This is a genomic window from Streptomyces sp. NPDC039736 (assembly GCF_055596485.1).
The window spans coordinates 35,541-58,010 of the sequence record NZ_JBVIUQ010000004.1 but is presented as its reverse complement, the minus strand read 5'-3'; the positions used below and the strand labels follow the sequence as shown (position 1 = coordinate 58,010).

Here is a 22,470-nt window from a genome sequence, read left to right as displayed (position 1 = left end):
CCAGCGACCTGGACCGCACGCTCATCTACTCCGCCGCCGCCCTCGGCCTGTCCATGCCGGACGCCCGCGCGCCGCGCCTGCTGTGCGTGGAGGTGTACCAGGGCAAGCCGCTGTCGTACGTCACCGAGGAGGCGGCCCGGCTGCTCCCGGAACTCGCCGCGGCCGCGCTCTTCGTGCCGACCACGACCCGCACCCGCGAGCAGTACCACCGCATCCGGCTGCCCGTCCCCACCCCGCGGTTCGCGATCTGCGCCAACGGCGGGCACCTGCTCGTGGACGGCGTCTCCGACCCGGACTGGCAGCGGCAGGTCGCCGGCCGCCTCGCCGACGAGTGCGCCCCGCTCGCCGAGGTCCGCGCCCACCTGGCCCGCACCGCCGACCCCGCCTGGCTGCTCAAGGACCGGGTCGCCGAGGACCTGTTCGCCTACCTCGTCGTGGAGCGCGCCCTGCTGCCCGACGGCTGGGTCAAGGACCTCGCCGCCTGGGCCGTCGAACGCGGCTGGACGGTCTCCCTCCAGGGCCGGAAGGTGTACGTCGTCCCCGCGCCCCTCACCAAGAGCGCGGCCGTCCGCGAGGTGGCCCGCCGTTCGGGGGCCCGGCTGACCCTGGCCGCCGGGGACTCCCTGCTCGACGCGGACCTGCTGCTCGCCGCCGACCGGGGCTGGCGTCCCGGCCACGGCGAACTGGCCGACGAGGGCTGGAGCGCGCCGCACGTCACGGCCCTGGAGGAGGCGGGCGTGGCGGCGGGCGAGGAGATCCTGCGCCGCTTCACCGCCGCGTCGGCTGCTTCTCCTCGTGCCCCGATCCCCGGCGGGCCTTCTCCTTCCGGCTCTTCCTGACCCGTACGACCACGAAGGCGATCACCGCGACCGCGGCCACGCCGAGCACCACCTTGGAGTACAGCGAGACGTAGCCCGCCACCTGCTCCCAGTTGTCGCCGAGCAGGTAACCGGCCATCACGAACAGGCCGTTCCAGATCGCGCTGCCGAGGGTGGTGAGCCCGAGGAAGACGGGCAGCGGCATGCGTTCCACGCCGGCCGGGAGGGAGATGAGACTGCGGAAGACGGGGACCATCCGTCCGAAGAACACCGCCTTCGTCCCGTGCTTGGCGAACCATGCCTCGGTCTTCTCGATGTCGGCGACCTTGAGCAGGGGGACCTTCGCCGCGAGGGCGACGGTGCGGTCACGCCCCAGCAGCGCTCCGATCCCGTACAGCGCGAGGGCCCCGACGACCGACCCGAGCGTCGTCCACACCAGGACCGCCCACAGGTCCATCTTCCCCGCGCCCGCGGCGAAGCCCGCCATCGGCAGGATCACCTCGCTGGGCAGCGGCGGGAAGAGGTTCTCCAGGGCGATGGCGAGGCCGGCACCGGGGGCTCCCATGGCGTCCATGAGCCCGGTGATCCAGGAGGGGGCGGCGGGTGCTGCGCTTGCGACCATGTCGTCCACGTTAAGTCGGCTGCCCTGAAGGCAGACTGAAATGCGACGCGGTACGCGACGAGGTGGAGGAGCGGTCCATGACCAAGGGCAACACCACGAAAATCACCGACGAGTTGTACGAGTACGTCCTGGCGAACAATCCGCCGCTGGACCCGGTGCAGCAGGAGCTGGTCGAGACGACCTGGGAGCACTTCCCGGCGTCGGCGGGCATGCAGTCGGCGGCCGAACAGGGCCCGCTGCTGGCCTTCCTGGTACGTCTCACGGGGGCGCGGCACGTGGTGGAGGTCGGCACCTTCACCGGCTTCTCGGCGCTGGCGATGGCGCGGGCGCTGCCCGCGGACGGGCGGCTGATCACCTGCGACATCTCGGAGGAGTGGACGGCGTACGGACGCCGGGCATGGCAGAAGGCCGGGGTCGCGGACCGGGTGGAGCTGCGGCTCGGCGACGCGCTGGAGACACTGCGGGCGATGCCGGCGGACGCGCACATCGACCTGGCGTACCTGGACGCCGACAAGCCGCAGTACGTCGCGTACTGGGAGGAGCTGGTGCCCAGGATGCGGGAGGGCGGGCTGATCGTGGTGGACAACGTGCTGTTCCACGGGGGCGTGGTGGACCCGCGGGCGGAGGGGAACGCGGCGGCGATCCGGGAGTTCAACGCGCACGTGAGGAAGGACGGGCGGGTGGAGAGCGTGCTGCTGGGCATCGCGGACGGGGTGACGCTGGCACGCAGGAGGTGAGCGCGGCGGGGGCTGCGAGGGGCCGGCGGCGGCCCCTTACCCTGTGGCCATGCCTCGCTACGAGTACCGCTGCCGTCCCTGTGACACCACCTTCGAGCTGAACCGTCCGATGGCGGAGTCCGCCGACCCCGCCGCCTGCCCCGAGGGGCACACGGACACCGTCAAGCTCCTGTCCGCCGTCGCCGTCGGCGGCACCAGCAGTGCGCCGGCCGGCGGCGGCGGTGGAGGTGGCGGTTGCTGCGGGGGCGGCTGCTGCGGCTGACGGCCCGCTCCCCGGGTGCGGCGGTGGACAGCGCGACCCCGTCGCACGCGCGGGCGCGGCGGGGGCTCAGCCCGCTGCCGCGCCGCGCTCCTCGCGGATGGCGGAGACGACGCGGGTGACCGTCGCGCGGACCGCCTCCGTCTCCGTGAGGAAGTGCCAGTAGTCGGGGTGGCGGCCCTCCAGGTCCGCGACCGCCCGGTCCAGGCGGGCGACCGCGTCGTCCAGCGGCCGGGCGTGCCGCGGGTCGGGCGTGTTGCGCCCGGCCATCGCCAGCCGCTGCGCGTCCCGGATCGCGAAGCGGGTGCGCTGGATCTCGGCCTGCGGGTCCTTGGCGACCGCGTTCAGCCGCTGCAACCGGTCCCCGGCCGCCGAGACCGCCTCGTCGGTGTCGTTCAGGAGCGCCCGCGCCGTGCTGATCAGCGACGTGGCGTCCGGCCAGCGCTGCTCCTCCCGGGCCTGCCCAGCCTCCTTGAGCCGCTGCTCCGCGAGCCGCACGCTCTGCGCCGCCTGCGCCGGAACCCCCTGGAGGTCCTGCCAGCACGCCGCCGTGAACCTGCGCCGCAGCTCGCTCAGTACGGGATCGACCTTGCCGGCCCGTGTCGTCAGGGCCTGGGCGCGGGTCCGCAGCGACACCAGCCGGCGGTCGATCTCCGCCGCACGCTGCGGCAGGGCGGCGGCCTCGGCCCGTACCGCCTCGGCGTCCCGCTGCACCTGCTCGGCCCGCGCCAGGGTCTCCGGCACGCCGTGCTGCCCGGCGCCCTGGTTGAGCCGGGTCAGCTCGGGGGCGAGGGCGGCGAGCCGGGCCGCGAGGTCGTCGGCGCGCAGGCCGGCGGCCCGTACCGCGTCCAGGGCGTTGCTCGCGCCGAGCAGGGCCTGCCGGGCGCGCTCCACGGCCGGGGCCAGCCGCGCCAACTGCGTCTCGGCCTTGTCGAGCAGCGGGGTGAGGCTCTGCGAGAAGCGGTCGAGCTCGCCCTTGACCCGTACGAGATCGTCCTTGGCCCTGCCGAGCTCGGCGCGGGCCCTGGCGGCGTCGCCCGCGTCGAGGTCGTCGCGCTCCAGGTCGTGGGCGTCGACGGCGGTGATGTACGTGTGGCTGGCCTCGTCGATGCGCTGCCCGAGCGCGGCGAACTGCTCGGCGGTGCGCCGGGCGCCCGGCGAACTGTCCACGGCGGTGATCGTCTCGATGGAGATCCGCAGGTCGCGCTGGGCGGTGTCCAGCTCGTAGAAGGCGGCCGCGGCGGCGTCCTTGGCGGCCAGCGCGTCCGCCCGCGCGCTCTCGCTGCGCCCGCCGAACCAGCGCCGGGTGCCGCCCCCGGCGAAGGAGGCGGCGGCGAGCGGCAGCAGGACGGCCGGCAGCAGCACCAGCGCCACCGCGTCACGCACCGCTGCGGCCCGCGCGGACCCCGTGGTCCCGGCAGCCCCGTGACCGGGGCGGGCCGCGGTTTGCGGACCGGTCCGGGCCCGACGGCGTACTCGCTGCGTCTGCGGCTGCGCGTCTGTCGCCGTCACATGCCTCTCCCGTACCGTGTCCGCCTGCCTGGTTCATTCTCCCACCAGGTAATGACGAACACACGGGCCGGTTAGTTCGCGCTTCGCACCGTGACTTCGCCGTTGTCGGTGCGCAGCTTCACCACGTGGCTGCTGGTCTCCGCCTTGGGCACGTCCACCCGCGCCTCGCCGTTGCCGGTCTCCACGTCGACCTTGTACGTCGCCTTCGGCAGCGTGAGCCGGATCGAGCCGTTGTCGCTGCCGCCGTCGACGAGGTCGGGGGTGGCGGCGAAGCCCATCTCCACCTTGCCGTTGTCCGTCCGGGCGGTCACGGACTTGGCGGCGAGGCGTTCGCCGACGATCTCCCCGTTGGAGGTCTTCAGGTTCAGTCTGCCGCTCATGTCCTTGACGGCGATCTCGCCGTTGTCGGTCGTGACCGCCATGTCGGTGGTGAAACCGGCGGCCTCGACACGGCCGTTGTCGCTCTCCACGTTCACGGTGACGCCGCGCGGGACCTTGATCGAGTGGCGGGCCTGGCAGTTGGTGGCGATGCCGGAGCACTTGACCTTCAGGTCGAGGGTGTCGCCCCGCAGCTCCCACACGGGCTCGGGGCCGCTCCCCAGCAGCGCCCACCCGTCGACCTGCCGCTCGACCTCGATCTGCTGGACGTCCGCCGGCACCAGGGTCAGCCCGGAGTCGTGCCCGGCGACCGTGAGGGTCCGCCCGCTGAACGCGAACGACTTCTTCTCCACGGGCGCGTCCATGACGTCCGCACCGCCGCACCCGGAGACGGAGAGCGCGACGAGAACGGCCCCGCCGAGGGCGAGAAAGGTGCGGGTCTTGGCTGCCATGATGCGGTCCCCCTGCTGCGTACGATCGGTGTGCCCCCAACCTAGGCACCGGCGCCCACCCCGCACGATCCGGCCGCCCACCGGATCGGGGGTGGGGCTAACCCCCCTGTCCCGCCCGTGACCAGCACCGCCACCGGATCCGGCTTGCGAAGCAGCCCCCGGGGCCATGTACGCTGTTGCCTCATGCCCGGGCGCGTAGCTCAGGGGTAGAGCGCCGCCCTTACAAGGCGGATGTCGGCGGTTCGAAACCGTCCGCGCCCACCAGGGATAAACAGCAGGTGAGAGCCTGTTTGAAGCCCCTCAATCAAGATCGATTGGGGGGCTTTCTCGTGTCCGGAGTCCGTTCGATCTTCAGGTGGATGGCACAGGCGTGTGCCACCCGCTGAACCGCCCGCACGGGTCCTCACCCGCCGCCGGGCCGTCGGTGACGCACGCAAGGCCGCCGGCCTCACACAAGAGGCGGTCGCCCTGCGCATCGGGATGGAGCGGCACAACGACAACCGGATCGAGCAGGGCCACGCGAGTGCCCGCCTCGACTCCCTGCTCCTCATCGCCGACGCGATCGGCGTTCCGCTCGCCGACCTCGTTCGGTAGGTCGGCGGTCCGCAGGAAGTCGGCGCTGCGAACCGCCGGGGCGCGGGGGTTCTACTCGCTGCCACCTCCGCAGCACCCGCAGGGCACAGTGACCGGGCCCTGGGGCGTCGCCATCACGACGAAGCCGTGGCCGGGACACCTACGAGTATGCCGCGGATGCCGCCCCTTGGGGGAGCGCGCCTGAGCGCGTGCCTTCACGGACTTGAATTCGGCGATGGCAGCCCACTGTTGTTCATTCATGGCAGCAGGGTAGAGGTCGGTTCGGTCAGTTCTGGGTGCTTTCGCACGAGACCTCCGAGCAGTTGCAGTCCGTGCAGTTGGTCTCGGAGTGCTGGCAGTCGGCGGCCACGACGAACGTTCGATCCTCCGCCGGAATCCAGAGGTCGCGGTCGACGCTGAACCCGGCCATCTCGATGGCGACGGTCGTCCGGCCGAGGATGCCCTGGGACCTGGTCGGGTTCGGCGGTTGCGGAACGTGGTGGACGAACCGGCCGCCGAGGCGCTCGCAGAGCCGGGCGTACGTCTGGGTGTGCAGGATCAGGGCGTGCCAGCCCTCGTCAACGACGCGGGACGGCGCCAGGCCGGCGCTGGCGGGGTCCCGGGTGGCGGCGGTGGCGACGAACTTCAAGGCGTCGAGGACGATCCGCTGCGCGAGCGCCGTCTCCATCCCCGGGTTCGCGCGGAGAACGGTGCGGGTGACCGCATCGAACTCGGCGGTGGTCAGCAGGGATCGGGCGTCCCTGGTGACGGGCGCGCAGGTGGTGGTACTCATGTGGTGCCTTCCGTTTCGGTGGGCGGTGCATGAGGCCCGCCCCGGCCGCCGTTCGTAGCAGGGCTCAGGCGGCGGGGGCGGGTGCATGAGGGGCTACTCCTCGGACTCGTCCGGGGGAGCCGCAGGGGTGAGGTCGTCGGCGGTGATCGGCTCGCCGTGCCACAGCAGCGTCACGCCGTGCTCCGGGCAGCGCGCCGTGGTCTCGTCCTCGTACGGGAAGGGGTGACCGTTTCCTTCACGGCTCGGGCACCGCGTCATGACGGCGTCCCCTGGTTGCCCACCAGGATCCGGAGCGCGCCGAAGGGCGCGTATGTCGCCTCGCCGCGCGCGTCGCAGTACCGGGCCTGCCAGGAGAGGGCGTGATCGCCCATGTCGAGCAGCAGTGCCACGGAGAGCGCTTCGGAGACCTGGCCTGGCTGGACGGGCCGCGACCAGAACAGCGCGCTGCTGGGTGTAGTGCGACTGGGGTGCGGCAGGATCAGATGCTCGTCGGGTGGGACGAACGTGCCGAGCCCGTCAGGGTCGCAGCGCTTGTACCACTTCGGACCCGTCGGCCGGGTGAGGGCCAGGTACCAGCCGGCGGCCGGAGCGGCCGCCACCGGGCCCTCAAGGAAGCGGGTGAGTCTCTCGGCGACGGAGGGCGGATCGGTGCTGCGTACGGCCGCGTGCACCAGGTCGCCCGGCATCCGGACGGCCTCGTACTCAATGCCCATGCCGGGCCAGACGTGCCGGCCGGTCGGCCAGTCCTGGGTCTGCGCGCGGGCGGCGTTCCCGTGGCCCAGCAGCCAGGCGGCGGCGGAGTCGGCAGCAGCAGCAGGCGTGTCGAGCAGCGTGGTCATGGCGTCCTCACCTGCCAGGTCCGGCGAGCCTCCCACGCCGCCATCAGCCGCGTGCCGACCGGGCACAGGACTCCGGCCTGGCACTCGGGGCAGCAGGCCAGGCCGTGCTTCATGAGCGCGGTGAAGGCGGAGTAGCTGGGCGACTGCTCCAGTACGACCTCGGACAACCGGACCATCACCTGCCCTCCTTCCCGGAGAGGGCGGAGACGCCGGCCTCGATCATCGAGGCGACGGCCAGCGACTCGCAGAGCCGGCCAGGGGTGGCCATCGCGACGGTCCAGTACATGCCGGGCGGGCCGGGCTGGTCAGTGTCAGGTACGGCCAGCCAGCCCCGGCCGCGGTAGTTCCCGGCACGGGCCGACCAGGCGGAAGCGCCGCCGGTGGGGACGAGCGGGTACGTCCACTTCTCGCCGTCCTGGATCACCGGCCCGCCGAGCATCTGCGGCAAGGTCCGGCCGATCGCGTCCCGGTTGTCCGTGCCGAGGGCCGCGCGTACGACCGAGAACGGGATGCGGACCGCGTCGAAGCGGACGCCGAGCGGCAGCATCGCCACCCCGCGCTCCGCCCACTCCCGGTGCGCGGCGTCCGGATCGGCGTGCGCGCGGGCCAACCAGTCAGCAACGGACGTTCGGTTGTCGGATCGGGTGTGCACGGTCGCCCCCGGCATCGTCGGTGAACTGCGTATACCGACGGTAGGAGCGACCTGGGGGAAGAGAGGGCACAGAATGTACCCCCTCCCATCAGGCAGCCAGCAGGCCCAACTTCACTGCCAGCTCGGAGGCACGACGGCGGCGCGCGGGAGCCTTCGACTCCGCCTCTTCGAGCACGATCCGCTTCGCATACCCGTTGTACTTGATCGTCTCCGGGGCAGCCTCGTGCGCCTGCGCCAGCGTCGCGAGGGCCACGTCCGGCTGTCCGTCGAGCTGGTACCCGCGGGCCTCCTCGATCCGGTGCCGGGCCCGGCGCGGCCGGGACGGAATCGTCGTGGCGTCCGAAGCCGCCGCCTGCCGCACAGACTCTCCGCCCGCGTGCAGTTCGACGGCGATCGTTACCGCGTGCGCGCCCATGATGGCCCGCGAGAACGACGTCACCGGATGGTAGTAGTCCCTCGGCAGCCGGGCGGCCGTCTCGCGGGCGACGTCCCAGTACCGCCAGGCAGTACCCGACTCCGCCCGGCGAGCGGCCGTGTACCCGGCTTCGAACCGAAGGGCGCCGGTGATGGCGACGACGTCGTCCGACGCATCGGGGAGCAGAGGCTCCAGAAACTCCAACGTCTTCCGTGTCACGGTGTCGGCAGCGTCGAAGTGCGCAGGCCCCGAGTCGCGATGTGCCTGCGCGGTGAGCCATGCTGCGACGCCAATGGTGTGCGGGTCCTCGGACTCCTGAGCGGCTACCATGCCGCGCTCGGCGATCCGCCACAGGAGGGCAGCGTCCGGCTGGTACGCGGCGAAGAACTGCGCCAGCGAGTACACCTCGCTGAGCACCGCCTGTGCAGTGCGGCGATCGGTGGCGCTGTCGGCCGCCCGTACGGTGAGTTGGGCGTCCCGGATCAGGTCGGGCAGCAGAGCACCCACCACGTCACGGTGATTCGGTGCCGAGTGCCGCGCCGCCCACGCGCGCGCGAGGCGGGCCTGAAGGTGATCGGCTGGCGGGGCTTCACCGAGCGGGACGGGGAACTGGTTCATCGCGGCCTGCACTGCCCCGAGTCGGGGGTGGCCAGGGCCAGTGAAGAGGTCGACGTGCACGGACTGGTCCCCAGTGAGGTCGGAGAGATCTCGGACGCGCAGCAACTCCGCAAGCTGCAGCACTACTTCGAGTCGGGGCACCTTCAGGCGGCCGGTCTCGACGGCCTTGACCCACGATCCGGATCGACCCATGAGGCCGCCGAGTTGGTCGCGGGTCATACCCTTGCGCGTGCGGAGGATTTGCAATCTCTGCCCGAAGGCCAATGGGTCGGCATACGGGTCCGGGGTAGCATCAGATGGCACGGCCTTGCCCCTCTCTGAACAGCTCGACACTGTCAGGGTATGGGGCAAGGCCCTTTCTGTGTCGTGGTCTTGAACATGACGAAAGCCCCCTCCCGCCCGAAGGCCGCAGGACAAGCACCCCTTGCAGCTACGTGCCGTAGTCCGCGGCCACCGGAGACCCTTTCCCGGTAGCGCGTGCCGTCGATCAGATGCGTACCTCCTGCGGAGCACCCCCGGCCGCCGGTGTCGTTCCGGTGGTCGCGCCGCACCAGGTGCCAGGAATCGGGGCGGGGCGTGCGGTACCGGTGCCGGACGAGGACGTTGCCCTCCCAGGAACCCGGCCGGTACTGCGTGTCCTGCGGACTCTCGGACCGTGGGAGAACGCCCCGCCATCCCGCGGGCGCGCGCCGTCCGGAGGGCGGAGAGGGGCGGGTCAGCAGGACTCCGTGAACTTCGCCGCGCTGATCGTGACCGGTTGTCCGTCCAGCGCGGTGCCCGCCCCGGGGGTCACCGAGCACACCGACCAGTTCGACTCCACGAGAACCATGCGGCCCCGGCCGGAACTGTCCTCGACGGTCAGTGACGTGTTGGCCGGCAGGGACTCACGGGCGACCTTCACGCTCTTCCCCACGAGGTTCGGCATGGTCCCGCCCGCCCTGTCCGGCTCGCGGACGTCGGCGTCGGGACAGGACTCCTCCAGCTTCACCGTGCCGAAGTCGACGGTCGTGGAGGTGGGGCGGGTGCCGGCCGCGGGCGTCTGGGAGCAGACCTTCCAACTGCGGTCCAGCACCTGCTGCCGGCCGCGGCCGAGCGCATCGTGGCTCTTCAGCGCGTAGAACCCGGCTGCCTGCGCCTGGTCCTGGGCGGACTGGAGGCCCTTGCCGACGAAGTCGGGGAGTCGCGCGTCCTTCTCGGCCGGGACCCGGGGCGCGCTGGGCCCGGGAGCCGCCGAGGACGCCGGGCCGGTGGAGTTCGGCTTCGAGGCGTCGCCCGTGCTGACGTCCTGGCAGGCCGTGAGCGCGAGGAGCGCGGCGGCGGTGAGGGCGAGAGCGGTGTGACGGTGGTGCATGGTCCCCCCGGGGATGTCGCTGTGCTGAGAGGGACATCATGCGTGTCGGGTGAGGGGGCGTGTGCGGGGTGTAGCCGTCCCGTGACATGGGGAAGTGACGCGCGGAACATCCCCGTTCCCGTGCGGACGGAAGCTCCGTCGGTGCGAGGCCCCTGCTCGGCCGGGGCGGCGCGGCCCGCCGCCGGTGCGATCGGCCGGGCGGTCGTCGCCTCGGCGAGCGTGCGCCGGGGCGACGCGCAGGCCCCCTCCGCCTCCTCGGCGAGCGTGCGCCGGGGCGGTGCATGGGTCCCCCCCCGGCCCCCTCAGCGGGCGTGCGTGTACGTCAGGGGTTCCTCCGGGCACTCCGCGGCCATCGTGGTCAGCGCCTTGTGCTCGGCCGCGTCCGCCGTCAGGCGCCAGCGGCTCTTCACGGCCGTCCACTCGGCGACGTAGCGGCAGTCCGCCCCGTCGTCCGACGGCTCCCAGTGGGCCGGGTCCCGGTCGCCCTTGAGGCGGTCCTCCGCGGAGGTGATCGCGGCGAGGGTGCGCGGGTCCTCGGTGTCGTTGGCGAAGCGCCGGCGCTCGTCGGGGGACCAGGCGGCGGCCCCCGAACGCCAGGCGTCGGCGAGCGGGACGAGGTGGTCGACGGCCAGGGAGGTGGCCGTGGTGTGGTCCTTCTTGTCGTAGTACGAGTGCCAGGCGCCGCCCGTCAGCACGCACCGGGGGTCGGCCGCCGGCGGGGTCGTGGCCTCCTCCAGGAGCACCTCGGAGCGGGTGTTGCAGCCGTCCTGGTCCTCGTCGGTCCAGTGCGTGAACTCCGCCGCCGTGTATCCGGCCGGGGTGTCGGCGGCCTTCGGCAGGGCGGCGACGGCCGCGTGGAGGGTGGTGGTCACGGTGACGGGCGGGGCGGCGGGGGAGGAGGTGAACAAGAGGGGCAGCAGGAACAGCAGGGCAGCGGTCTTCATGCGGGCGGGCCTCCGTCTCGTACGCGTACGGCCTGGTACGCGGTCGTCGTGTGCGGCGAGCGAACAAGTCGTAGCGGTACGAGGGGCCGGTGCGGGCCGGGGGCACGGGGAGATCACCCGATGGTGCGCAGCCCCGGCCGGTAAACCTCCGGGGCGGCAGCGGCGCAGCCGGGAGGCGTGCGGGTCGGGTGCCGGGGGCCGTTGTCAGTGGGCGTCGGTAGCGTGGAGGGCATGTGCCGCAGCATCAAGACGCTTCGTCCGCCCGCCCTGCCCGAAGAAGCCACCGGGGAGGAGATCACCGCCGCCGCCCTGCAGTACGTACGGAAGATCTCCGGCTTCCGCGCGCCCGCCGCGCACAACAAGGAGGTGTTCGATCAGGCCGTCGAAGAGGTCGCCGCCGCCACGGCCGCGCTGCTGGCCGGACTGGAAGTGCGCGGGCGGCGCACCACGTAGGCCGCCAGGGTCCCCGCGACGGCGAGCGCGAGCACCGAGACGCCCGTGCTGAGCCAGCTCGCGCCCAGCCACTGCCCGCCGAAGTAGCCCAGCGTCACGCTGTACAGCGCCCAGGTGGCGCCCGCCAGCGCCGACCACGGGACGAACTCCTGGGGCCTGCGGTGCGCCGCGCCCGCCCCCAGCGACACCACCGAGCGCCCGGCGGGCGCGAAGCGGGCCACGACGACCAGGACGCCGCCGCCCCGGCTGAGCGCGCTGCCGAGACGTTCCTGCGCGGCGGTCAGCCGGCGCGAACGGGAGATCGCCCGGTCCAGGCGTTCCCCGCCCCGCCAGGCCAGCCGGTACGCCGCGAAGTCGCCGAGCAGGGACGCGGCGGCCGCGCACGCGGCGAGCAGGAGCAGGTCCGGCACGTCCTGCGCGAAGCCGTCGGGGGCGCCGGCGGTGGCGTTGGACGCGCCCGCGGCGGCCGCGGTGGCGGCGGTGATCAGCAGGACGCCGCTCGGCATGATCGGGAGGAAGACGTCGAGGACGATCGAGACACCGATCACCGCGTATATCCACGGACCCGAGGCCAGCGACCCCAGACTCTCCAGCACTGCGAAACTCCCCGGCGAGGAACCACGCCGCGACGTCGCATGGGGAGCGGCAGGGGCGGCTTAACAGCGATCCACCTTACGCCTGGTGGGAGCGGGATCGGTGTCCGGTACGGGTGGTGTTGGGCACATCACGTGGGCCGGGCCGCGAGGCCCCGCCGGGGCTCGTTCGAGCACCGGGCCGTTCACCCGATCGCCGCGTTCCGTGCGACGGCCCGCGAGGGTGCGCGGAGGGTGGTGCGGGGCGGGAGCAACGGCAGGGGGCCACTCGAAGGAGACGCACCATGACAGGTCGCAGCCCGGCGCGGAAGCGTGCCGTACGGATCGTCGGCGGGGCCGCCGCCCTCCTGCTCGCGGGACCGGCCGCCGCCGCGTACGCCGAGGACGGCAGCGCGGGCCGGGGCGGTGACGGCAAGGGCCTCACCGTCGACGGACGCTTCGCCCCCGCCTCCGCCTCCGCACCGCCGGGAGCCGTGTCGTACGACGCGGAGCTGGTGCCCGCGGGGAGCCGGATACGGGTCGAGCAGAGGTCCGGCGCGAAGGGGACCACGGTCACCCTGAAGGTGCGGGGCCTGAAGCCGGGCCACGCGTTCGGCGTGCACGTCCACGAGAAGCCGTGCGGCGCCGACCCGCAGGCCGCCGGGGCGCACTACCAGCACGTCAAGGACCCGAAGCTGGTGAACCCCGACAACGAGGTGTGGCTCGACCTCACCACCGACCGCAACGGCGACGCCTGGACGAGCTCGCACCACACCTGGGGGCTGCCCGAGGGCGCGGCCAACTCGGTGGTCCTGCACCGCGAGCAGGGCGGCGCGGGCGAGCGCGTCGGCTGCTTCACCGTGCCGTTCGGCGACTTCCGGACGGGCGTGAAGTGACGGGCCGACGCCTTCGTTGACGCGCCGTCGTCTCCGGTGGCGCGCCAGGGGCGTTCGGACCGTCGAGCGGGATCGGTCCGAACGCCCCTCGCGTGCCTCAGGCGGTCGCCGTGACCTGCGGTTCCTCGCGTGCCGTCGCCGCGTCCTGGCCGCGTCGCGCGGCGAGCAGCCCGTCCGCCGCCAGCGCGCCGGGCCCGGTGAAGACCAGCAGCAGGAGCGTCCAGCAGAACAGGGCCGAGAGCTCGCCGCCGTTCTGCATCGGCCACAGCCCCTCCGGCTGGTGGACGACGAAGTAGGCGTACGCCATGGAGCCCGCGGCGACGAAGGCGGCGGTCCTGGTGAACAGGCCGAGCGCGACGAGCACCCCGCCGACGAGCTGGATCACGGCCGCGTACCAGCCCGGCCAGGCGCCCGTCTGGACGGTGGCCCCGGTGCCGCCCGCGCCGCCGAGGACGCCGAAGAGCGAGGCCGCGCCGTGGCAGGCGAAGAGCAGGCCGGTGACGAAGCGGAACGCGGCGAGAGCGTACGGGCGGTACTCCGTGAGACGAGCGGCCAGGGAGGTCCGGGGGACCGGTGCGGAAGGCGGGGTCATGGGCGGGGGACTCCTTCGGTGGCGGCCAGGGGGAGGCCGGGTGGGGACGCAGCCCGAAGAGACCTGCGATGCCCAGGAGGTTAGGTAAGCCTCACTGTGCTTGCAAGTTCAACATTCGACTTGTGGCCGAAATTCACTCTCAAGTGGCGCTTATGCGCTGCTGGTTGGCCCTTTTGTGTCATTCCTGTGTCAGAGATGTAGTCATCGCCGTCACAAGCCGCGCGCCGCCCTTGCTCCGGCCCTGCCTGCTGTGACCTCCGTCCTCCTTCCGGCCCGTCTGCACCTGCTGCGCCTGGTCCAGCCGCAGTTCCGCGGAGCGCCCGCGCAGCGTCAGCGTCATGAGCTGGTTGCCGAACCAGGGCCCGGCGGAGCGCCGCCACCGCAGCAGCGGCGCTCCCAGCCGGCCGTGCCGCGCGAGCCCGCGCCCGAGCCGCTGCCCCGGCCCGCTCCAGCCGAAGCGGAAACCGAGCTTGATCGAGGAGGGGATGCCGTTGTGCACCGGCGAACAGGTCAGCTGGAACACCTTTGCGGTGTCCGGCCGGGCGTCGTCCGGCCACGCGGTCGGCTCGGCGACGTACGCGTGGTGCACGTCCCCCGACAGCACGCACACCGTGGCGGGGGCGGCCGGACCGCTGCCCGCCTCGGCGATCAGCCGCGCCAGCCGCTCGAAGGACGCCGGGAAGGCCGCCCAGTGCTCCAGGTCCGAGCGCCTGCGCAGGTCCTCCGCGAGCCGCGCCCACCGCCGGCCCCTGAGCCCCGCCGCCAGCGCCGCGTTCCACCCCTCCGCGTCGTGGATCAGCGGCGGCAGCAGCCACGGCAGCGAGGTCCCGATCAGGAGGTGGTCGTACGGGCGCGTGTCGTCCAGCGCCTGGTCGGCGAGCCAGGACGCCTCCTCCTCGTCGAGCATCGCCCGCTCGCCCTCCTTCAGGACGCGGGCCGCGCGGGTGTCCACCATCAGCAGCCGTACGTTCCCGAAGTCGCGCCGGTAGCTCCAGCGCACCGAGGCCGGGTCCTGGTCGGCGCGGCCGGCGAACGCGCGCAGCGCGTCCGTGCCGTCCGGGCCCGCGCACACCTCGGCGTACAGCGGGTCGGCGGCGAGTTCGGCGGGGGAGAGGTTGCCCAGGTGCTGGTAGACCCAGTACGACATCAGCCCGCTGAGGATGCGCTCGCGCCACCACGGGGTGGCCCGCATGTCGGCGACCCAGGCGGCGCTGGTGTTCCAGTCGTCGATCACGTCGTGATCGTCGAAGATCATGCAGGTCGGCACGGTGGACAGCAGCCAGCGCACCTCCGGGTCGAGCCAGGACTCGTAGTAGAGGTGGGTGTACTCCTCGTAGTCCGCGACCTCCGCGCCCGGCGGCTCGCGCAGGTCGCGGCGGGCGGCCAGCCAGCGCCGGGTGGCCTTGGAGATCTCGTCCGCGTACACCTGGTCGCCCAGCAGCAGCAGGTAGTCCGGGCGCTCGGCGTACGCCCCCTCCGGGTGCTCGACGAGCCTGGCCGCGAGGGTGTCCAGGGCGTCGGGCCCCGCCGGGTCCTTCTCGCCCTCGGCGGGCGCGGCCCACCGGCAGGACCCGAAGGTGATCCGGGCGGAGTCCGCGCCGGGCTCGGGCGTGTTGATGGTGCTGGGCGGGAACCCGGAGGCCTCCGCGTCCGGCAGCGGCCACACCCGGCTGCCGCCGAGCAGGACCTCGTACGGTGTCGACGTGCCCGGGCGCAGGCCCGTCACCGGGATCAGCGCGTAGTGGTGTCCGGATATCTGGAAGGTCTCCGCGCTTCCCCCGCCGCCGCCCGCGCAGACCACCTCGGCCGTGCAGGGCCGGTCGGTCTCCACCCAGACGGTCGCGGCGTCCCCGCGTTCCCAGTCGACGTACCTCAGTACCGGTCCCAGGCGCAGCCGGGTCATGTCCGTCCTCCTCCGTCGTCCCCCGTGCGGGGCCACGGCCCCGTACGGTACGGAACGACGGAGGGGAACGGGGAAGTTCCGCGCGTCAATCTGGGGTTGACCGTGCGGTTGCCCCGGACGGCCGGCCCGGTGGACGGTCCGGACGGCTCCGGAGGCCGGCCGCGCCCCAGGGGCCTCAGCAGTTCCTGAGGACGCCCTCCAGGGCCGACTTCTCCGCCTGGTCGACGGTCAGCTTCCAGTGGTGCTTCACCTGCACCCACATCCGGGTGTACGTGCAGCGGTAGGAGGTCACCGGGGGCAGCCACTCGGCCGGGTCCTGGTCGCCCTTGGCCTGGTTCACGTTGTCGGTGACCGCGATGAGCTGCGGGCGGGTCAGGTCGTTGGCGAAGGACTGCCGGGCGGCGGTCGTCCAGTTCCTCGCCCCGGACCGCCAGGCCTCCGCGAGCGGGACCATGTGGTCGATGTCCACGTCGGACGCGGCCGTCCAGGTGGCCCCGTCGTACTCGGAGAACCAACTGCCCTTCACGGCCGCGCACTTGGTGTCCTGCTCGACGTTCCGCCCGTCGCGCTTGAGGACCACCTCGCGGGTGTTGCAGGCCCCGGTCTGGGTGCTCCAGTGCGGGAACTTCTCCCGGCTGTAGCCGTCGGAGCTGCCCTCGGCGGCCACGGTGAGCGCGGCGAGGTAGGTGCGCGCGGTGCCCGCGTCGACCGGCGGGGGCGGCGAGGCGAGGGCGGTGGGGGCGGTGGCGAGCAGGCCGGTCGCGGCGAGCGCGGCGGCACCGAGGCAGACGGCGGTGCGACGCGCGTAGAACTTCGCGGAGGGGGCTGTGGCACGGCGTGACATGGGAACTCCCGAGCTGTGGGGGGACGTTGTGCCACGCGTCCCGTCAACTCCCGCGCGGCCCGGCCATCATGGCGACGCCGGGTTTCCGGGAGGCGTGCGCCAGGTAACAGGCTGACGGCATGGGCACGTCATATCAAGGCGTTCAGAACTGTTCACGGAATCTGACGATTCACCACACCGCGCTCATGCAAGGGAGTTGGGGCCCTCTAGGCTGACCCGGTGACCGCCCCCGCGCCCGGTGCTCCCGCTGCGTTCGCGCAGGACGCCCCCACCCTGCTCCCCGTCAACGCCACCCTCGGCGCGGTCCTCGCCGTGCTGCTCGCCCTCGCGGTCACCGTCGTCGCCTGTGCCCGCCTCTCCGGCGACGGCACCCGTGCCCGGGGCCGGGCCACCGCGCTCGCCGGGGCGCGGGCCGCCGTGCAGCTCACCGTGGTCGCCCTCGCGATCGGCTGGGTGGCTCGCTCGGGCTGGCTGCTGTGCGCGTTCCTGCTGCTGATGTACGCGGTGGCCGCGCGCACCGCCGGGCGGCGGATCACCCCCAACGGGACCTGGTGGTGGGCGGCCGTCCCGATCGCCGCCGGGGTCGCCCCCGTGGTGCTCGCCCTGCTGCTCACCGGTCTCGTCCCGCCCACCGGCATCGCGCTGATCCCGGTCACCGGCATCCTCATCGGCGGCGCCCTCACCGCGACCGTGCTGGGCGGGCGGCGCGCCCTGGACGAGCTGACGACGCGGCGCGGGGAGATGGAGGCGGGCCTCGCGCTCGGCCTGCTGGAGCGGGAGGCGCGGCTGGAGGTGGCCAGGCCCGCCGCCTCCGACGCGCTGCTCCCCGGGCTCGACCAGACGCGGACGGTGGGTCTGGTCACCCTGCCGGGGGCCTTCGTGGGGATGCTGCTGGGCGGGGCCTCGCCCGTCATGGCGGGCGCGGTGCAGCTCTTCGTGCTGGTGGCACTGCTCGCGGTGCAGGCGGTGGCGGTCGCGGGCGTCCTGGAGCTGGTGGCCCGGGGGCGGCTGCACCGGGACTGAGGCGGCGGGGCCGGGGCGGCGGGACCCGGGCGCCGGGGCGCCGGGACTTTCCGGCCGGGGCGTCCCGTACCCTTGTACGAGCATGAAGGGGAGTAGCTCTTCGCCGGACCGTCGACATACTGCTGAGTTCGCTCAGCCGGCGCCCGGAGGCAGGCACCCGGCGGTCCTCCGTCGTCGTGTCGGCCGGCGAGACCTTCGGCCGCAGTGTTTGTTGTGTGTTGACGACGCTGCCGTGCCGAAGCGACCCCGGAATCAGGCAGGTCTCTCGGTACGGGCAGCCCGACCGATTGAGGAAGCCCCACCCGTGATCAGCTTCACCGTCATGGCCATCACCTTCGGGACCGTGTTCCTGGCGGAACTCCCCGACAAGACGGCCCTCGCCGGGCTCATGCTCGGCACCCGGTACAAGGCGAGTTACGTCTTCGCGGGCGTCGCCGCCGCCTTTCTCGTCCACGTCTGCATCGCCATCGCGGCGGGCAGCGTGCTCACCCTCCTGCCGCAGTGGATCGTGAACACGGTGGTGGGCGTGCTGTTCCTGGTGGGAGCCCTGGTGCTCCTGCTGAAGAAGAGCGACGACGACGAGGAGATCAAGCCGCCCGAGGACCAGTCCTTCTGGAAGGTCTCCGGGGCGGGCTTCATGCTCATCCTGGTCGCCGAGTTCGGCGACATCACACAGATCATGACGGCCACGCTCGCCGCCCGCTACGACGACCCGGTCTCCGTCGGCATCGGCGCGGTCCTCGCCCTGTGGGCCGTCGCGGGCCTGGGCATCGTGGGCGGCCAGGCGCTGATGAAGCGGGTGCCGCTGCGGCTGATCACCCGGATCGCGGCCTGCCTGATGCTGGCGCTCGCGGCCTTCAGCCTGTACGAGGCGGTCGCGGGCTGAGCTTCTGCGGCGTACGGCGAAGGGGGCGGCCCGCAGCGATGCGGACCGCCCCCTTCCTCGTACGGCGGCGGTGGCTCAGACGGTGACGTGCAGGGACGTGGAGCCGTCCGCGCCGGTCACCACGCGGACCTGGGTCAGATCGGCGACGACGGCCGTCGGGGCGTGCTCGGCCGCGCGCGGGCCGACGCCCAGCACGCGCATCCCGGCGGCCTTGCCCGCCTCGATGCCCGCGCCCGAGTCCTCGAAGACGATGCAGTCGGCCGGGTCGAAACCCAGCTCGGCCGCGCCCTTGAGGAAGCCCTCGGGGTCCGGCTTGCTCGCGCCGACCAGCTCGGCGGTGACGCGGGTCGCCGGCATCGGCAGCGCGGCGGCGCCCATCCGGGCCTGCGCCAGCTTCTCGTCGGCGGAGGTCACCAGGGCGTGCGGCAGGTCCGCGACGGCGGCCATGAAGGCGGGGGCGCCGCCGATCGGGACGACGCCCTCGGTGTCGGCGGTCTCCTTGGCCAGCATGACCTTGTTGTCCGCGTGGTTCTGCTCCATCGGGCGCTCCGGCAGGAGGACCGCCATGGTGGCGTAGCCCTGACGGCCGTGCACGACCTTGAGCGCCTCGGCCGGGTCCAGGCCGTGTTCCAGGGCCCACTCCCGCCAGCAGCGCTCGACCACGGCGTCGGAGTTGACGAGGGTGCCGTCCATGTCCAGGAGGAGGGCCTTGAAGGGCAGGACAGTGGTGTGCGGCATGAGGTGACTCCAGGGGCGCTCGGGCGGGGGCGCGGATGCGCACCGGTGGGTGCGGGAAAGCGGAACAAGTGGTTCCGTCCACCGGTCAGGGTTTCATGGACGGAACCACTTTGTTCTTCCACGGTACAAAACCGCGGGGGGTTCTGTCACCCCGGGGTGCCCGCGGAACCCCCCGGGCGGCCCCGTCGGGACGTGCGGGCCGCCGCTCAGCGCCCGAACGTCCAGTCCTCCAGTGCCTCCCTGGTCTTGGGGCCGTACACGCCCGACGGCTCGTCGTCGATGTTCATGTGGGCCTGGAAGCGGGCGACGGAGTCCGTCACGCTCTGCGTGTAGCGGCCGTCGCGCGGGCCGTCGTAGAGCCCGATCTGGTCCAGCCGGCCCTGGAGTTCCCGTACCTCGGGGCCGCTCGACCCCGGCGCGAGGGAGCCGGGCGGGAGCTGGTCCCCGGGCGGCTCGGGGGTCGCGGTGGGCCGCCGGGCGGGCGCGGTGGTCGGGGGCTTCGACGGCGGCGCGGTCGGCGGGGCGGTGGTGGCCTTCGGGGGCGGCGTGGCCGAGCGGGAGGCACGGGTGGGGGTGGGGAGGGCCCGGCGGACGGCGGTCGCGGTCGGGGAGGGGGCGGCCGTCCGGGACGCGGCGGGGGAGGGGGTCGGCTCGGCCACCGCGGTGGGGGCGGTGGTGATGCCGGGGAAGGCGCGGGTCTCCTCCGGGGCGGAGTCGAAGGCGCCCACGGCGAAGGCGGTGCCGGCCAGGACGGCGAGGGTCGCGGCGGCGGTGACCAGGACCAGGCCCCGGCGGCGGCTCCCGGCCGACGGCTCCGCGGCCGGCACCGGCCGCAGCGGCATGGTCTGCTCGGCGGGCGTGAGGGGCGGCTGCGTACGGGGTTCCTCGAAGGGAGGGGACGTGCGGGACGGCCCGGCGGAGCCCGGGGACGCCAGGGACGGCCGCGCGGAGGTGTCCTGGAGGGCGGGGGACGGCTGCGCGGAGGCCGGGGGCACGAGGGGCGGCTGTGCGGAGCCCGGGGGCGCCAGGGGCGGCTGCGCGCGAGTCTCCTCGAAGGACGGGGGCGTCCGGGGCTGCGCGGCGGCGGGCCGCGGGGGGCCCGCCGGGTCCGGGGCGTGCTGGCCGGACGGCTCCGCCAGGTTCACGTACGGCCGAATGCGCAGGGGGTCGAAGTCCTCCACGTCCGCCATCCGGGCCGAGCGCTCCGCGTGACGGGCGTCCGCCGCCCGGCGGGCGCAGTCGCACCGCGGAGCGCCCGGACCGGGTCTGTTCTCGTCCGGTGCTGCTCGTTCCGTACCGCATTCAGGACATGGCTGTCCGTTTTCCATGGGGTCCCCTCCCGTGAGCTGCCAGCGATTATGCAGACCTCCGTGCCCGGGCCCAACGGCCAGGTCGCTTCCCGGCAGGCCATATCCGTACAGAACAATCAGGATGGAGACATGGCCCAGGAGAATCAGCAGCCCGGCGCGACCCCCGGCCGACCCCGCGAGCCCCTGTCGAGCGGGGCCGCCCCGTCGGGCGGAGCCACCCCGTCCGACGGGACCGACGGGACCGACGGGACCGGCGTGCCCGCCGGGCCCGGTGCGGAGCTGTCCCGGCGGGCCGTGCTCGTCTCGATCGGCGCGCTGCTGCTCGGCATGCTGCTCGCCGCCCTCGACCAGACCATCGTGTCCACCGCGCTGCCGACGATCGTCAGCGAACTCGGCGGGATGGACCACCTGTCGTGGGTGGTGACCGCGTACATGCTGGCGGCGACGGCCGCGACGCCGCTCTGGGGCAAGCTGGGCGACCAGTACGGGCGCAAGAAGCTGTTCCAGACCGCCATCGTGATCTTCCTGGTCGGCTCCGCGCTCTGCGGGATCGCGCAGAACATGCCGGAGCTGATCGCCTTCCGCGCCCTCCAGGGCCTCGGCGGCGGCGGACTGATGGTGCTGGCCATGGCGATCGTCGGCGACATCGTGCCGCCGCGCGAACGCGGCAAGTACCAGGGCCTCTTCGGAGCCGTCTTCGGCACGACGAGCGTCCTCGGGCCGCTGCTGGGCGGCGTCTTCACCGAGCACCTGAGCTGGCGGTGGGTGTTCTACGTCAACCTCCCCGTCGGTGTCGTCGCGCTGCTCGTCATCTCCGCCGCGCTGCACATCCCGGTACGGACCGCCAAGCACCGCATCGACTACCTCGGCACCTTCCTCATCGCCTCCCTCGCCACCTGCCTGGTGCTCATCGCCTCCCTCGGCGGCACCACCTGGGAGTGGGGGTCGGCCCAGATCATCGGGCTCGCGGTGCTGGGCGCGGTGCTGCTCGTCGCCTTCGTGGCGGTCGAGCGCAGGGCGGCGGAACCCGTGCTTCCGCCGCGGCTGTTCACCGTGCGGACCTTCGTGCTCAGCTCGGTCATCAGCTTCGTGGTGGGCTTCGCGATGTTCGGCGCGATGACCTACCTGCCCACGTTCCTCCAGGTGGTGCGGGGCGTGTCGCCGACCATGTCCGGCGTGTACATGCTGCCGATGGTGCTCGGCATGCTGATCTCCACCACCGGCTCCGGGCAGATCGTCAGCCGCACCGGCCGGTGGAAGGTGTTCCCGGTGGCGGGCACGGCCGTCACCACCGTCGGCCTGGTGCTGCTGCACCAGCTCACGCCGGCCAGCAGCACCTGGCAGATGGGCCTGTGCTTCTTCGTCTTCGGCGCCGGGCTCGGTCTCGTCATGCAGGTGCTCGTCCTGATCGTCCAGAACGCGGTGCCGTACGAGGACCTGGGCGTCGCCACCTCGGGCGCCACCTTCTTCCGCTCGATCGGCGCGTCCTTCGGCGTGGCGATCTTCGGCACGGTCTTCACCGCCCGGCTGGACGACAAGCTGACCGCCGCCCTCGCCGGACAGCGGCTGCCGCCCGGCGTCGACGCCGCCCGGCTGGAGTCCGACCCGCGCGCCATCTCCCAGCTCCCCGCCGCCCTGCGGCCCGAGGCGCTGGACGCCTACTCCTCCGCCATCACCGACGTCTTCCTGTACGCCGCCCCCGTCGGGCTCCTCGCCTTCGTGCTGGCCTGGTTCCTCAAGGAGGACCCGCTGCGCGGCTCCGTCACCGCGCCCGAGGCCTCGCAGACGCTGGCCGCCAACCCCGTCGAGCGCACCTCGCGGGACGAGGTGGCGCGGGCGCTGTCCGTGCTGGGCACCCGGGACGGCCGCCGGGCCGCGTACGAACGCATCACCGCGCGTGCCGGGTACGACCACCTGCCGGTGGCGAGCTGGCTGCTGCTGCGGATGCGCAGGAACGGCCTGGTCCACCCGGCGATGCTGGCCGAACGCGGCACCGTGCCCCCCGAGGTCGTACGGGAGGGGGCGCGGCAGGTCGAGGAGCGCGGCCTCGCCCGGCGCGAGGGCATGGCGCTCGTCCTGACCGAGAAGGGCGCGCAGGCGGCCGACCGGCTGTCGGTGGCCCGCGAGGAGTCCCTCGCGGAACTGCTCGGCGACTGGTGGGAGCCCGGCCGCCGCGACGAACTCAGCGAGATCGTCCAGCAGTTGAGCGGCGAGCTGTGCGGCTCGGACGCGGAGCAGCCGACCGGGCTCGCGCAACTGCGCAAGACTTCCTGACGGTACGTCAGGCCGC

General features: G+C 73.2%; 26 protein-coding genes and 1 tRNA gene. 10 read left to right on the top strand and 17 right to left on the bottom strand.

Annotation, left to right across the window (positions count from 1 at the left end):
• Positions 1–53 precede the first annotated feature (53 nt).
• A complete protein-coding gene (locus ACZ56L_RS13535; RefSeq protein WP_468686163.1) occupies positions 54–839 on the top strand; it encodes an HAD family hydrolase in 786 nt (261 codons plus the stop codon).
• Here the strand turns inward: ACZ56L_RS13535 and ACZ56L_RS13530 are convergent.
• The gene (locus tag ACZ56L_RS13530; RefSeq protein ID WP_468685918.1) at positions 769–1,440 is read right to left on the bottom strand and encodes a DedA family protein; all 672 of its coding nucleotides are present in this window, start codon (positions 1,438–1,440) and stop codon (positions 769–771) included. The genes ACZ56L_RS13535 and ACZ56L_RS13530 overlap by 71 nt on opposite strands.
• 77 nt (positions 1,441–1,517) lie before the next feature.
• Here ACZ56L_RS13530 and ACZ56L_RS13525 point away from each other — a divergent pair, with 77 nt between their 5' ends.
• Positions 1,518–2,177 (top strand): O-methyltransferase, encoded by a 660-nt coding sequence (locus ACZ56L_RS13525; protein WP_401757255.1) that lies wholly within the window; start codon positions 1,518–1,520, stop codon positions 2,175–2,177.
• Positions 2,178–2,226: 49 nt separating this feature from the next.
• Complete coding sequence (locus ACZ56L_RS13520; RefSeq protein ID WP_401757256.1) at positions 2,227–2,439, top strand: FmdB family zinc ribbon protein; 213 nt, start codon at positions 2,227–2,229, stop codon at positions 2,437–2,439.
• 66 nt (positions 2,440–2,505) lie between these two features.
• Here ACZ56L_RS13520 and ACZ56L_RS13515 read toward each other — a convergent pair whose 3' ends face one another.
• The gene (locus ACZ56L_RS13515) at positions 2,506–3,948 is read right to left on the bottom strand and encodes a hypothetical protein (protein ID WP_471063961.1); all 1,443 of its coding nucleotides are present in this window, start codon (positions 3,946–3,948) and stop codon (positions 2,506–2,508) included.
• 71 nt (positions 3,949–4,019) lie between these two features.
• Entirely contained in the window at positions 4,020–4,778 is a 759-nt protein-coding gene (locus tag ACZ56L_RS13510) for a DUF4097 family beta strand repeat-containing protein (RefSeq protein WP_471063959.1), read from the bottom strand.
• Positions 4,779–4,967: 189 nt separating this feature from the next.
• On the opposite strand from ACZ56L_RS13510, the gene ACZ56L_RS13505 reads away from it, so the two are divergent.
• Both ACZ56L_RS13505 and ACZ56L_RS13500 read left to right on the top strand, forming a co-directional pair.
• Positions 4,968–5,042, top strand: a tRNA-Val gene (locus ACZ56L_RS13505).
• Positions 5,043–5,150: 108 nt separating this feature from the next.
• Positions 5,151–5,372 (top strand): helix-turn-helix domain-containing protein, encoded by a 222-nt coding sequence (locus ACZ56L_RS13500; protein ID WP_345223271.1) that lies wholly within the window; start codon positions 5,151–5,153, stop codon positions 5,370–5,372.
• A 265-nt stretch (positions 5,373–5,637) separates the two neighbouring features.
• Here the strand turns inward: ACZ56L_RS13500 and ACZ56L_RS13495 are convergent, their stop codons facing one another.
• From ACZ56L_RS13495 to ACZ56L_RS13460, 8 genes are all read right to left on the bottom strand, one after another.
• Positions 5,638–6,144, bottom strand: a complete 507-nt coding sequence (locus tag ACZ56L_RS13495) for a glycine-rich domain-containing protein (protein WP_401757260.1) — start codon at positions 6,142–6,144, stop codon at positions 5,638–5,640.
• Positions 6,145–6,237: 93 nt separating this feature from the next.
• Positions 6,238–6,402 carry a hypothetical protein gene (locus tag ACZ56L_RS13490; RefSeq protein WP_471063956.1) on the bottom strand — a complete coding sequence of 55 codons (165 nt, stop codon included), beginning with the start codon at positions 6,400–6,402 and terminating at the stop codon, positions 6,238–6,240.
• On the bottom strand, positions 6,399–6,983 hold the full coding sequence (locus tag ACZ56L_RS13485; RefSeq protein ID WP_471063954.1) for a hypothetical protein: 585 nt from the start codon (positions 6,981–6,983) through the stop codon (positions 6,399–6,401). Before ACZ56L_RS13485 ends, ACZ56L_RS13490 begins: the two co-directional genes overlap by 4 nt.
• Positions 6,980–7,159, bottom strand: coding sequence for a hypothetical protein (locus ACZ56L_RS13480; RefSeq protein ID WP_471063952.1), 180 nt, complete (start codon positions 7,157–7,159; stop codon positions 6,980–6,982). The genes ACZ56L_RS13485 and ACZ56L_RS13480 overlap by 4 nt, the downstream gene beginning before the upstream one ends.
• On the bottom strand, positions 7,159–7,593 hold the full coding sequence (locus tag ACZ56L_RS13475) for a hypothetical protein (protein ID WP_471063950.1): 435 nt from the start codon (positions 7,591–7,593) through the stop codon (positions 7,159–7,161). Before ACZ56L_RS13475 ends, ACZ56L_RS13480 begins: the two co-directional genes overlap by 1 nt.
• Before the next feature lie 130 nt (positions 7,594–7,723).
• Positions 7,724–8,971, bottom strand: coding sequence for a helix-turn-helix domain-containing protein (locus ACZ56L_RS13470; RefSeq protein ID WP_471063948.1), 1,248 nt, complete (start codon positions 8,969–8,971; stop codon positions 7,724–7,726).
• Between the two features lie 412 nt (positions 8,972–9,383).
• Complete coding sequence (locus ACZ56L_RS13465; protein ID WP_345223284.1) at positions 9,384–10,019, bottom strand: hypothetical protein; 636 nt, start codon at positions 10,017–10,019, stop codon at positions 9,384–9,386.
• Positions 10,020–10,321: 302 nt separating this feature from the next.
• Positions 10,322–10,963, bottom strand: coding sequence for an HNH endonuclease family protein (locus ACZ56L_RS13460; RefSeq protein ID WP_345223287.1), 642 nt, complete (start codon positions 10,961–10,963; stop codon positions 10,322–10,324).
• A gap of 231 nt (positions 10,964–11,194) precedes the next feature.
• Here ACZ56L_RS13460 and ACZ56L_RS13455 point away from each other — a divergent pair, with 231 nt between their 5' ends.
• Positions 11,195–11,416 carry a DUF2277 family protein gene (locus ACZ56L_RS13455; protein ID WP_345223289.1) on the top strand — a complete coding sequence of 74 codons (222 nt, stop codon included), beginning with the start codon at positions 11,195–11,197 and terminating at the stop codon, positions 11,414–11,416.
• On the opposite strand, the gene ACZ56L_RS13450 is transcribed toward ACZ56L_RS13455, so the two are convergent.
• Positions 11,338–12,012 (bottom strand): DedA family protein, encoded by a 675-nt coding sequence (locus ACZ56L_RS13450; RefSeq protein ID WP_345223291.1) that lies wholly within the window; start codon positions 12,010–12,012, stop codon positions 11,338–11,340. The two genes, ACZ56L_RS13455 and ACZ56L_RS13450, sit on opposite strands and share 79 nt — an antisense overlap.
• 281 nt (positions 12,013–12,293) lie before the next feature.
• Between ACZ56L_RS13450 and ACZ56L_RS13445 the strand changes: the two genes are divergently transcribed.
• Positions 12,294–12,884, top strand: a complete 591-nt coding sequence (locus ACZ56L_RS13445; protein ID WP_471063945.1) for a superoxide dismutase family protein — start codon at positions 12,294–12,296, stop codon at positions 12,882–12,884.
• A gap of 97 nt (positions 12,885–12,981) precedes the next feature.
• Here the strand turns inward: ACZ56L_RS13445 and ACZ56L_RS13440 are convergent, their stop codons facing one another.
• The 3 genes from ACZ56L_RS13440 to ACZ56L_RS13430 all read right to left on the bottom strand — a co-directional run bounded on the left by ACZ56L_RS13440 (position 12,982) and on the right by ACZ56L_RS13430 (position 16,223).
• The gene (locus ACZ56L_RS13440; protein ID WP_345223295.1) at positions 12,982–13,476 is read right to left on the bottom strand and encodes a DoxX family protein; all 495 of its coding nucleotides are present in this window, start codon (positions 13,474–13,476) and stop codon (positions 12,982–12,984) included.
• A 178-nt stretch (positions 13,477–13,654) separates the two neighbouring features.
• The gene (locus tag ACZ56L_RS13435) at positions 13,655–15,379 is read right to left on the bottom strand and encodes an alkaline phosphatase D family protein (RefSeq protein WP_468685887.1); all 1,725 of its coding nucleotides are present in this window, start codon (positions 15,377–15,379) and stop codon (positions 13,655–13,657) included.
• Positions 15,380–15,554: 175 nt separating this feature from the next.
• Positions 15,555–16,223: an HNH endonuclease family protein gene (locus tag ACZ56L_RS13430; RefSeq protein WP_345223300.1), complete on the bottom strand. Its 669-nt coding sequence runs from the start codon at positions 16,221–16,223 to the stop codon at positions 15,555–15,557.
• A 219-nt stretch (positions 16,224–16,442) separates the two neighbouring features.
• On the opposite strand from ACZ56L_RS13430, the gene ACZ56L_RS13425 reads away from it, so the two are divergent.
• Positions 16,443–17,246 (top strand): ABC transporter permease, encoded by an 804-nt coding sequence (locus ACZ56L_RS13425; RefSeq protein ID WP_471063942.1) that lies wholly within the window; start codon positions 16,443–16,445, stop codon positions 17,244–17,246.
• A gap of 304 nt (positions 17,247–17,550) precedes the next feature.
• Entirely contained in the window at positions 17,551–18,132 is a 582-nt protein-coding gene (locus ACZ56L_RS13420) for a TMEM165/GDT1 family protein (RefSeq protein WP_345223306.1), read from the top strand.
• Positions 18,133–18,207: 75 nt separating this feature from the next.
• Here the strand turns inward: ACZ56L_RS13420 and ACZ56L_RS13415 are convergent, their stop codons facing one another.
• Positions 18,208–18,870, bottom strand: coding sequence for an HAD-IA family hydrolase (locus ACZ56L_RS13415; RefSeq protein WP_468685881.1), 663 nt, complete (start codon positions 18,868–18,870; stop codon positions 18,208–18,210).
• A 206-nt stretch (positions 18,871–19,076) separates the two neighbouring features.
• On the bottom strand, positions 19,077–20,060 hold the full coding sequence (locus ACZ56L_RS13410; RefSeq protein ID WP_471063940.1) for a peptidoglycan-binding domain-containing protein: 984 nt from the start codon (positions 20,058–20,060) through the stop codon (positions 19,077–19,079).
• A gap of 249 nt (positions 20,061–20,309) precedes the next feature.
• Here ACZ56L_RS13410 and ACZ56L_RS13405 point away from each other — a divergent pair, with 249 nt between their 5' ends.
• On the top strand, positions 20,310–22,454 hold the full coding sequence (locus tag ACZ56L_RS13405; RefSeq protein WP_471063938.1) for an MDR family MFS transporter: 2,145 nt from the start codon (positions 20,310–20,312) through the stop codon (positions 22,452–22,454).
• Positions 22,455–22,470: the final 16 nt, after the last annotated feature.